Here is a 10693-nt window from a genome sequence, read left to right as displayed (position 1 = left end):
ATGAGCGAATTGAAATTCAAAACAAATATAAATTGTGACAGCTGTATCAAATCTGTAAAACCTTTTTTGGATGAAGCTGTTGGTGAAGACAATTGGAAAGTTGACACTTCTGATGAACGAAAAGTACTGACTGTGACAACAACCGAAGATGAAGAAGAGGTTGTGGAAGCCGTGACAGATGCAGGTTTTAAGATTCAGAAATTAGAAGAATAAATAAAAGCGATTCAGTAAACTGAATCGCTTTTTTGTTAGATTAAGAATATACTCTTTCTTATTTTTTTACTACTTTTTGAGTAGAAGATTTTCCGTTAGAAGTTGTTTTAACCACATAAGTTCCTTTAACTAATGAAGAAACATTTACGTTTTGAACACCTTTAACTTCGAAAGATTTTACTAATTGTCCGTTGATATTGTATACTTCTACAGTTGTTTTATCTTTTGCATTGAATAAAGCATCTGTTCCCCAAACTGTATTAAATACAGCTTTAGAAGCTTCTAAATCATTTAACCCTAAACTTGGAGCTGTCCAAACTACATTATCCACAGTAAATTGTTTATTTCCTGCAGCTGTACCTCCTGCAAATGAAATTTTAACTTTTACAGCACCTTCTTTTTTAATAGTAGTAGTTGATGTATAAACAGTAGTTTGAGTTCCTGATCCTTCACCAAATGCTGGCATAGCATTTACTTGAACACCATCTACATAAACAGCTATAGTTCTAGGAACACCCCCTGTGAAAGCTTTTCTATAAGAAAAAGTAAAATCACCTACTCCATTTGGAATTGAAAATTCAACTGAACTTGGTTCATCAGCTCTTCTTAACATTATTCCTTTTGATTGAATAGCACTATCATCAGCAGTTCCTAAACCTTCATTTCTTGAATGTACAAAACTTACATTAACTCCTGCTGTCTCTCCAGCAAAAGATCCATCTGCATAAGTTGCTGTTAAAACCGTTTGAGACTCGAATGATTCAGAACCTTGCCCAAATGATAATGTTGATAATGCAGCAACTGCTACTAAAGAATAGAATTTTTTCATATTGTATTTTTTTAAATTATTTCTGTAAAGATAGTTAAAAAACTAAATCAATATACAAGACGCAAAAAATTAACGATTTGGTAAAATTAAAAAAGCAGCCAAAAGGCTGCTTCAACTATAAATTATAATTATATTTTTTAAATATGAATTGCATGTCCGTATGCATCTTCTACCGCTTCCATAATAGCTTCTGCCATTGTTGGGTGAGCATGTACAGATTTCATAATTTCGTGTGCTGTCGTTTCTAATTTACGTGCAACAACTGCTTCAGCAATCATTTCAGTAACACCATCACCTATCATGTGACATCCTAACAATTCACCGTATTTCGCATCAAAAACAACTTTTACGAATCCATCAGCAGCTCCATTTGCAACAGCTTTTCCATTTGCAGAGAATGGGAATTTACCAACTTTCACTTCGTAACCTGCTTCTTTTGCTTTTGCTTCTGTAAGCCCAACAGACGCAATTTCTGGTGAACAATATGTACAACCTGGGATATTTCCGTAGTCAATTGGCTCAACTTTTTCGCCAGCAATATGCTCAACACATAAAATTCCTTGTGCTGATGCTAAGTGTGCTAAATCTGCTCCTTTTACAACATCACCAATTGCGTAATATCCTTTTACAGATGTTTCACAAAAATCATTGATAACAATTTTACCTCTTTCAGTTGCAATACCAACTTCTTCAAGACCAATATTTTCTGTATTTGGAACAACACCAACAGCAGATAAAACAACTTCAGCTTCGATGATCTCTTCACCTTTAGCAGTTTTAATTGTTGCTTTTACTAAATCTCCAGTTGTATCAACTCCTGTAACTTCTGCATTTGTTAAGATATTAATTCCAGATTTTTTAAGAGATAATTGTAATTGTTTAGAAATATCTTCATCTTCAACATTTACAATGCGTGGTAAAAACTCTACAATTGTAACTTCTGTTCCTAATGTATTGTAGAAATGAGCAAACTCAACTCCAATCGCACCAGAACCTACAACAATCATAGATTTTGGTTGTTTTTCCATTGCTAATGCACCACGATAACCAATTACTTTTTTACCATCTTGCGGTAAAGCTGGTAACTCGCGAGAGCGTGCACCAGTTGCAATAATTATATTTTCTGAAGATAATTCGCTAACAGAACCATCTGCTGCAGTAACTTTTACTTTTTTTCCTGGTAAAACTTTTGCTTCACCTTGAATTACTTCAATTTTGTTCTTCTTCATTAAGAATTGAACACCTTTACTCATACGATCCGCCACTCCTCTACTACGAGAAACTACATTTCCAAATTCGAATGAAATATCTGAAGGTAAGTTAATTCCAAAATCTTCTGCATGATTTAAGTATTTGAATACTTGAGCAGATTTTAATAAAGCTTTTGTAGGAATACATCCCCAGTTAAGGCAGATTCCTCCTAATTCAGCTTTTTCTACGATTGCTACTTTTTTACCTAATTGTGCTGCTCTAATTGCTGCAACGTATCCTCCAGGACCACTTCCAATAACTATAATGTCGTAACTCATTTTTTCCATAATTTGATTGCTAATTTAATAATTATAACCCGAAAAAAAAGGAATTCCTTAAAATAGATTAAAATTTCTTACTTTTGCAATGTGAAAATATTCTTTGAAAATTACGCTGACGACTTACTGGTCGAAACTGAATTACCTTTAGAAGGTAGTTTATCACAAGCTATTGAGATTTTTCATAACCTACCTGATTATGACGGAAGTTATATTGGTTTGATGAATCAAGATGGGAATACTGTTCAGATTTCGAAATATGATCGATTTTTATTTTTAGTAGAAATCCCTGTTTATCAAGAACAAGCTTCATATTCAGTATTATTTACTTATTTTCAAGTAATGCAATTATTAGAAGATTTATACAAAGGATTTGATCCTTATAACATAAAAGGATTGAAATTTGAACAGTATTTAACAAAAGAAGCAACGAAATAATCGTTGCTTTTTTATTTAATATTATGTATTAATTCGCTAAATCCGTATATTTTTTTCTTGACTTTTTCAAACGAATTAATACATAAATTAAAGAGATTACAGAAATTGTAAACGTAGTATTTAATAATAAATCTGCAGATTCAAATTCTAAAATCTTAGTAAAACCAGCAATCACAACTAAAATAAAACTAAATACATAAATAAAAAATGGGTGTCTAACATTCATTTCTACTATTTTTTAACTTAAACTTAACATTGATAAAAATAAAAATAATTTTATAATTTCCAAATTATTTATCATCAATCAAATAAAATTTAACATAACTTCGCTCTATGGACCTATTCAACGATTTATTTGACGGACAACAAAATCTACTTCCAAAAGATGGAACTGTAAATTATTTTGGACAAATTATGACCGATGAAAAAGCGCATCATTATTATTCTATATTATTAAATGAAATTGAATGGAAAAACGATCAAGCAATAATATTTGGAAAATTGATAGAAACTAAACGAAAAATTGCTTGGTATGGAGATTTTCCATTTGCTTATACCTATTCCAAAATCATGAAAACAGCTTTGCCTTGGACTGATACTTTACTTGAATTAAAAAAATTAGCAGAGGAAAAAACTGGCGAAACTTATAATTCTTGTCTGGTAAATTTATATCACGATGGTTCCGAAGGAATGGCTTGGCACAGCGATGGCGAAAAACAATTGAAACGTCATGGCGCAATTGCGTCGCTTAGTTTTGGTGCTGAACGTAAATTTGGTTTTAAACACAAAGAAACCAAAGAAGTAATTTCTTTAAATCTTGCAAGTGGTAGTTTATTGGTAATGAAAAATGAAACGCAGGATTATTGGCTGCATCGCTTACCTCCTACTAAAAAAGTAAATTCGCCACGAATTAATCTAACATTCAGAACAATCGATTTGGAGCAATAATTATTTTTGCTTGGAGATTTCAGCTTTATAAAAAGTCAAACTTTGTTGATTAAATTTATTCAGAAATACATCATTAAAATCATTCAAAGAAATAACATCCAAATCAATTTTAGTTTTTAGCGTTGGTAAAGCAATCACTTTATTTGATGATTTATCCAAACTATTCCATTTCGCAATAAACTCTTTTGTAGCTGTAATAAAAGTTGATTCGCCATTTTCTTTCGAATAATCATCCGAAACTATTGAACGTTTTATGGCAGATAATTCAATCTTTTTTGTCTGACGATTGTATCGAAAATAAGATGTAAACAAAACATCTCCTATTTTATTGATAATCTTGAAACCTTTCTTTGTTTCCTCAATCTTCGTATTACGATCCAATTCATTAAAAGCTAAACTACTCTGCTTTTTATATTCAGTATCAGAAAGTAAAAACTCTATTTTATTCGTTTCAAAATTAATTGAAACCTTGTCAAACTTTCCATCGCCATCCAAATCTTTCACAATCGATTGTTTGGCAAAAGTTAGTAAACTCATGCTCAAAAATAACGATATGAAAAATGTTAATCTCATCAGAAAGTATAATCTCTTAAATTTTATTTAAAGATACCACAAAAAAAGCTCCAAAAAGGAGCTTTAACTATTTAATAACAGGATTTATATCCAAAATATTTTCTTTTCGATATTTTTCGATAAAATCATCTGTAAAATTTTCGCTTCCTAACAATTTATTTTCTTGTAAAACCTTTTTAATATCAAGCTTTTTATAAGCTTGTAACATCGGTTCAGAAATCGCTTTATACGTAAAATGCCACGGTTCATATTTGAATCCTTTTCTCGCTGAATTATCCGTGTACACCAAATAAAAACCATATTTAGATGCATTTTCATCTAACCAAAGTTTAAATTTATGCATTGATCCTCCTTCGTTAAAATGTTTCTCATTCAACGGATCTGCTGGTATTCCGCGCGTTCCGTCTATAATATCCAAATCAGTTCCCCAATGGTGACGAGAAGTTCCTGGAATGGTAGAATATTCAATAATCTTTTCGATGTTTTCTTTCGCTGCAATTTTCTTCGCTTGATTTGCTTTATACTTGCGCTCCCAAATTCCGTTTTGATACGTATAATTTCTATAGCTCGAAATCACTTGTATTTTAAAACCTGCTTTTTGTGCATCAGCTTTCATTAATTCAAATTGTTTTGCAACTTCTGGCAACAATTTATACCCATTTCCAACCATCGTAGGGTTGCCTTTACCAATCAATTCAGCCGTTGTAAAAGTAGGTAAAATAGTATCTGTTTCTTCTGGAGTTTGATCGCTGTTACCGAAAGCACAACCAGCATTTAGCATAAAAGCAAGTAAAATTAAATAAGAAAATTTCATAATATTAAATTGAGACATTATGGTAAGTATTAGATTTTGGTTTATTTTTATCAAAATTAAAGAATAAAAGTGGAGATTGTTATAATAATCGTATTGATTTTATTGAACGGAATTTTTTCCATGTCAGAAATGGCACTTGTTTCGTCAAGAAAATTCAAATTAGAAAATCAAATGAAGAAAGGAAGTTCTGGTGCTAAAACGGCTTTAGAACTTGCTGAGAATCCGAACAAATTTTTATCAACCGTACAAATCGGAATTACCCTTATTGGTATCTTATTAGGGGTTTTCTCGGGTGATAAACTAACTGCAAATTTAACAGAATTTTTAACATCTATTTCTTTCATTGCACCTTACGCCAAAACACTTTCTCCAATTATTATGGTAGTAATCATCACTTATTTTTCGATTGTATTTGGCGAATTATTACCAAAACGTTTGGGAATGAAATTTCCTGAAATGGTTTCTACTATTGTTTCGAAACCGATGAAATGGTTATCTATCATCACTTCTCCATTCGTTTGGTTGTTAACAGTTACCAATAATTTTTTCTTGAAATTGTTTGGTATTAAAGACGATAGCAGCGAAGTTGTTTCGGAAGAAGAAATTAAAAATATCATCAAAGAAAGTACAGAAGGTGGTGAAATTCAGGAAAAAGAACACGAAATCTTAGAACGTGTTTTCGAGCTTGGAGATCGTCGTGTGAATACGTTAGCAACGCATCGTTCAGAAATTGCTTCATTAGATATTTCGGATGATTATGAGAAAGCACGTGCAAAAGTTAAGAAAAATAAATATTCAGCCTACCCTGTTACGAAGAACAATAATCTGGACGAAATCGTTGGTATCTTGAAACTAAAAGATATGTTTGGTGTAAGTAAGGAAGATTTTAGCCTGAAAAAATTTATACACAAACCTATTTTTGTCAATGAAAATTCGTTTAGTTATCCTTTGTTGGAAATGTTACAGAATTCACAAGCACATTTTGCCATTATTTTAGACGAATATGGTACGACGGCTGGAATTGTAACAATAAACGATATTTTGGACGAATTGGTTGGTGATACACCAGAGAACCAAGACGAAGATTACGAAATCGTAGAACGTGAAGATGGTACATGGTTGATCGATGGGCAATTTTCGATCTATGAATTCGAGAAGTTTTTTGAGATTGATATCGACGAAGACATCGAAAATAGATATGTTACCGTTGCTGGAATTTTCTTAGATAAATACGAAACCATTCCAAATGTTGGTGATAAGGTAGAAGTAGAAGATTTGACACTAGAAATTGTAGACAAAGACGGTAATCGTATTGATAAGATATTGGCATATCGAAAATTTAATTGAATTTTTTAAATTAATAGGATAACATAATTTGAATTTGTTTCTTGAAATTCAGTTTTATTTGTGCAACTCATGATTTAAACAGAAAGTAAAACTATTGAACCTAATAATAAAGGTGTGATTATTTTTTTCATTGTAATAGATTTTGAGAAATAGTTTTATCAAAAATCTATCTGAATAAATTCTGAAGATTAAAAATTTATTTAAAACCATTCTCAATAAAATTGTATTAATTAATTCTCGATAAAAATTTTAATTTGTTATTTTTTATCACCTTATTTTTAATAGTACATAATTTTTACGTTAAAAAAATAAATTTATACGATTTATTAAGTAAGTTTTTCGGAGATTGTAAGCAATTGTAGATTTAATGCTACAATTTATAATACTATGACAAATCACTTTATAGGAATAGGAAAATATATTCCAACCGAAACAATTTCAAATCAATTTTTTGAAGAACATCAATTTTATAATGAACAAGGAGAAATTTTAGACCAAAATAATGCTACAATTTCGCATAAATTAAAACAAATAACTGGAATAGAAGAACGTCGATATGCCAGAAAAGATCAAGTAACATCAGACTTAGGTTATATGGCTGCGGCTGTGGCTATCACAAATGCAAATATCGATGCTGAAACTATTGACTATATTATATTCGCGCATAATTTTGGAGATGTAAAACACGATACGATTCAGTCTGATATGGTACCAAGTCTTGCTGCAAGAGTAAAAAATTTATTGAAAATTCAGAATCCTTATTGTGTTGCTTACGATGTTATTTTTGGTTGTCCTGGCTGGGTAGAAGGTGTTATACAAGCCAATGCATTTATGAAAGCTGGATTAGCAAAAAGATGTTTGGTGATTGGTGCGGAAACGCTTTCGAGAGTTGTCGATGAACACGACCGAGATACAATGATATATGCAGATGGTGCTGGTGCAGCTATTTTAGAAGCTTCTACAAACAATAAAGGAATACAAGCTCATTTATCTGCCTCTTATGCAAACGAAGAAAAAGATTATCTGTTTTTTGGAAAATCATATAATTCAGAAAAATGTCCGAATACCAAATACATCAAAATGTATGGTCGAAAAATCTATGAGTTTGCTTTATCCAAAGTACCTTTAGCAATGAAAAAATGTGTTGATGATAGCTCATATAATATTGACGATATCAGTAAAATAGTGATTCATCAAGCTAATGAAAAAATGGACGAAGCAATTGTAAAACGCTTTTATAGTTTATATGATCAAGATGTGCCAAAAAATATTATGCCAATGAATATTCATAAACTTGGCAATAGTAGTGTGGCAACAATTCCAATTCTTTTGAAAATGATTATGGATAATGATTTGGAAAATCACCAGATAAATGAAGGAGATGTGGTATTATTTGCATCTGTTGGCGCAGGTATGAATATAAACACATTTATTTACCAATTTTAACGATATCAATCATAATAAGATCAAAGTTCTAATCACAATTAGGTTAGAACTTTTTTGTCATATAGAATTCTCTAAAAATTAATACCATTTAATTCATTAAAACTTATTACCTTTGCAACGTACTTAAGAAGATATTTTGTCTTAATAGTTTACAATTGTATTCTTTATTTTACTTTTTTTAATTCACTAATTGACCTAGTCAATATAATTTTAACTTCTGTTTTCTAAAACGTATACTTGTAAGTTTTACTACATTATAATATAAATGTTGTTGGATAATTAATTCATGTTTTCTTAGGTTTTATGAGTATTAATAATAAAAAATCTATACAAACATTTATGGCAGATTCTACATCTAAAAAAGAAAATAGCAAAAAGAAAGCTTTAAAAAAATTAGAGAAATTAAACAAAAGAGAGAACAGAAAAGAGAATAACAACAAAGGAAAATCATTAGAAGATATGATTGTCTATGTTGATGTACTTGGTAATTTTACAGATGTACCACCTCATTTACAAGACAAAGAAGCCGATTTGCTGAATAATAAAAGATTAGAATCTGATAACAGAGATGTTTTTATAGAAGGTATGGTTGATATCTACAACGATTCAAAAGGTTTTGGTTTTATTAAAGTAGCAACTTCTAACGATAAAATCTTCTTCCACTTCAAAGAATCTAAAGAATTACTTAAAGTAGGAGATCAAGTGCAGTTCAAAAAAGAAATGTCTGAAAAAGGATTCAGAGCAATTCAAATATCAAAAAAATAAATTAATTAAATATACAACTATGCAAGAAGGAACAGTAAAATTCTTCAACGAATCAAAAGGTTTTGGTTTTATCTCTAACGCAAACGGAGGTGAAGATGTTTTTGTACATGTTTCTGGATTAATTGACAAAGTAATTGAAAATGATCAAGTTACTTTTGATATTGAAAAAGGAAAAAAAGGTCTTATGGCTGTTAATGTAAAAAGAAAATAATTGAACATATAATTATTTCTTATAAATCACAAAGTCCTTGTCNNAAGGACTTTGTGATTTATTACAAACCTATTAAAAGTATATCTCTTAATTTTTATCCACTCCTTGACTATTCATTTCTTGTTGTTTCTTAAAAAAAGCATCCATTTCTGCTTTATATGTTAAGAAATCAACAATTTTCCCTTTCTTTGGTTGATTTATTGTTACATTTTTCTTCGCTTCTTTTACAGATGTTGCTTTGTATGTAATAACCATATCAGCATCGTCGTTCGTTTTTCTTTCCAATTCCAAAATCAAACCAGGTAATCCCATATACTTATCTGGTCCCGAAGGAAAAGACAAAGAAGTAGCAAACCAAGCTGTAAACTCTTCTTTATTGATTTTTGCAGTCGCTTTACGAACATCAAAACCTAAAACTTTTTTCTTCTCGCGTGTTACAGTCCAATTAATTTTAGGAATAGAATCTTTGATAATTCGATCCATTCCAAAACCAACCGATTCGTGCATATAATAATTTTCAAGCAAGTCTTTGTAATACAATCCATTTCCTTGATTACTACTGTAGCTTACTGAATTTCCACCATTTAGTGTTGGTTTTTGATTATAATTAGATGCGATTTTATTCGTTATTAAAATATAAGGTCTAGGAATTTTCATTTGTTCAGTAAAATACCTAATCGTCTCATCTTTATTCAATTTGCGGTTATCAATTGTAACTGAACCTTGAGTTTTACTTGCGTCATATACTGTATATACATCATATTCTACTTCTAAAACATCTTGAGCATTTACAAAATAACATAAACTGCTTAAAACAATCAATAGTAATTTTTTCATAGTTTTTATTTAGTTAATCTTTATCTACTCCTTGATGTTCATTCGAACTTTGTTGGTTATAATCAGCTTTCAGCTTTTCAAATTCGGCTTTAGAAATTTCCTTAGCCTTGAATAATTTCTTAAATTCTAAATGATCTTTTGTTGTAACAGAAGTTGCTTTCAAAGAATAAGATGGATCAATAATTCCATTTCGAATAGATTCTACTTTTAATACCAAACCTGGAAGATTAATGAATTCTTTTGGACCAAAACGTTTGGGTAAACTTGGTGCGTACCAAATAATTGATTTATTATTGTCATCATATTTTACAACTGCTTGTTTAACATCAAAACCCAAATAAGTCGATTTTTCTTGCGTTAATTCGTATTTATAATGTGTCGAAATGGTATCAGTTACAAGGTATTTTTTATTCTCTATCATCCATTCTTGTTTCATTTTATTTTGATTGAAATCTTGTTCAAAATTATACGAAAAAATACCATACATCGTAACTAACGCATTCCCTTGAGAATTATTAATTTTCTCAATCTTAGAAAAAACACTTTTTCCTTTTTCTATTTGTAGTACATAATTTTTTGGAACAGAAAGTGCTTTTATAAAATCATCACCCAATTTTTCTTCCTTCCCATCTTTTCCTATAATTCTAGGAATAAAAACTTCTTCATATTCAATCTCTAGAGCTTCTTGCGCTTGAACTAAATTACAAAAAAAACTAATGAAAATTACTAAATATTTCATTTAA

14 protein-coding genes are annotated in these 10693 nt (G+C 30.2%); 7 read left to right on the top strand and 7 right to left on the bottom strand.

Annotated elements, in window-relative coordinates; translation table 11 throughout:
• Positions 1-213, top strand: a complete 213-nt coding sequence (locus B3R94_RS06105; RefSeq protein ID WP_286476837.1) for a hypothetical protein — start codon at positions 1-3, stop codon at positions 211-213.
• 58 nt (positions 214-271) lie between these two features.
• On the opposite strand, the gene B3R94_RS06100 is transcribed toward B3R94_RS06105, so the two are convergent.
• Both B3R94_RS06100 and lpdA read right to left on the bottom strand, forming a co-directional pair.
• Positions 272-1042, bottom strand: a complete 771-nt coding sequence (locus B3R94_RS06100; RefSeq protein WP_052217822.1) for a T9SS type A sorting domain-containing protein — start codon at positions 1040-1042, stop codon at positions 272-274.
• Between the two features lie 137 nt (positions 1043-1179).
• Positions 1180-2571: a dihydrolipoyl dehydrogenase gene (lpdA, locus tag B3R94_RS06095; RefSeq protein ID WP_291072778.1), complete on the bottom strand. Its 1392-nt coding sequence runs from the start codon at positions 2569-2571 to the stop codon at positions 1180-1182.
• A gap of 90 nt (positions 2572-2661) precedes the next feature.
• On the opposite strand from lpdA, the gene B3R94_RS06090 reads away from it, so the two are divergent.
• Complete coding sequence (locus B3R94_RS06090; protein ID WP_291099363.1) at positions 2662-3009, top strand: hypothetical protein; 348 nt, start codon at positions 2662-2664, stop codon at positions 3007-3009.
• A 28-nt stretch (positions 3010-3037) separates the two neighbouring features.
• On the opposite strand, the gene B3R94_RS06085 is transcribed toward B3R94_RS06090, so the two are convergent.
• Positions 3038-3235 (bottom strand): hypothetical protein, encoded by a 198-nt coding sequence (locus tag B3R94_RS06085; RefSeq protein WP_038335852.1) that lies wholly within the window; start codon positions 3233-3235, stop codon positions 3038-3040.
• 107 nt (positions 3236-3342) lie between these two features.
• Here B3R94_RS06085 and B3R94_RS06080 point away from each other — a divergent pair, with 107 nt between their 5' ends.
• Positions 3343-3957 (top strand): alpha-ketoglutarate-dependent dioxygenase AlkB family protein, encoded by a 615-nt coding sequence (locus B3R94_RS06080; RefSeq protein WP_291099360.1) that lies wholly within the window; start codon positions 3343-3345, stop codon positions 3955-3957.
• Here the strand turns inward: B3R94_RS06080 and B3R94_RS06075 are convergent, their stop codons facing one another.
• Positions 3958-4494 (bottom strand): hypothetical protein, encoded by a 537-nt coding sequence (locus B3R94_RS06075; protein ID WP_280037620.1) that lies wholly within the window; start codon positions 4492-4494, stop codon positions 3958-3960.
• A 103-nt stretch (positions 4495-4597) separates the two neighbouring features.
• Positions 4598-5344: a M15 family metallopeptidase gene (locus B3R94_RS06070; RefSeq protein WP_280037621.1), complete on the bottom strand. Its 747-nt coding sequence runs from the start codon at positions 5342-5344 to the stop codon at positions 4598-4600.
• 69 nt (positions 5345-5413) lie between these two features.
• Here B3R94_RS06070 and B3R94_RS06065 point away from each other — a divergent pair, with 69 nt between their 5' ends.
• The 4 genes from B3R94_RS06065 (at position 5414) to B3R94_RS06050 (ending at position 9113) form a co-directional block, all read left to right on the top strand.
• Positions 5414-6691 carry a hemolysin family protein gene (locus B3R94_RS06065; RefSeq protein ID WP_291090383.1) on the top strand — a complete coding sequence of 426 codons (1278 nt, stop codon included), beginning with the start codon at positions 5414-5416 and terminating at the stop codon, positions 6689-6691.
• A gap of 387 nt (positions 6692-7078) precedes the next feature.
• Positions 7079-8137 carry a 3-oxoacyl-ACP synthase III family protein gene (locus B3R94_RS06060; RefSeq protein WP_291099355.1) on the top strand — a complete coding sequence of 353 codons (1059 nt, stop codon included), beginning with the start codon at positions 7079-7081 and terminating at the stop codon, positions 8135-8137.
• Between the two features lie 339 nt (positions 8138-8476).
• Positions 8477-8902, top strand: a complete 426-nt coding sequence (locus tag B3R94_RS06055; RefSeq protein ID WP_115000942.1) for a cold shock domain-containing protein — start codon at positions 8477-8479, stop codon at positions 8900-8902.
• Between the two features lie 19 nt (positions 8903-8921).
• The gene (locus B3R94_RS06050) at positions 8922-9113 is read left to right on the top strand and encodes a cold-shock protein (protein ID WP_038335863.1); all 192 of its coding nucleotides are present in this window, start codon (positions 8922-8924) and stop codon (positions 9111-9113) included.
• Between the two features lie 87 nt (positions 9114-9200).
• Here the strand turns inward: B3R94_RS06050 and B3R94_RS06045 are convergent, their stop codons facing one another.
• Positions 9201-9950, bottom strand: a complete 750-nt coding sequence (locus B3R94_RS06045; RefSeq protein ID WP_291099352.1) for a GLPGLI family protein — start codon at positions 9948-9950, stop codon at positions 9201-9203.
• Between the two features lie 13 nt (positions 9951-9963).
• Positions 9964-10689, bottom strand: coding sequence for a GLPGLI family protein (locus B3R94_RS06040; RefSeq protein WP_291099349.1), 726 nt, complete (start codon positions 10687-10689; stop codon positions 9964-9966).
• Between the last annotated feature and the right edge of the window lie 4 nt (positions 10690-10693).

Source organism: Empedobacter sp. UBA7611 (assembly GCF_002484365.1).
GTDB classification, from domain to species: Bacteria; Bacteroidota; Bacteroidia; order Flavobacteriales; family Weeksellaceae; genus Empedobacter; species Empedobacter falsenii_B.
Note: the sequence above shows the minus strand (reverse complement) of the source record. Positions and strands in the feature narration are given on the sequence as shown.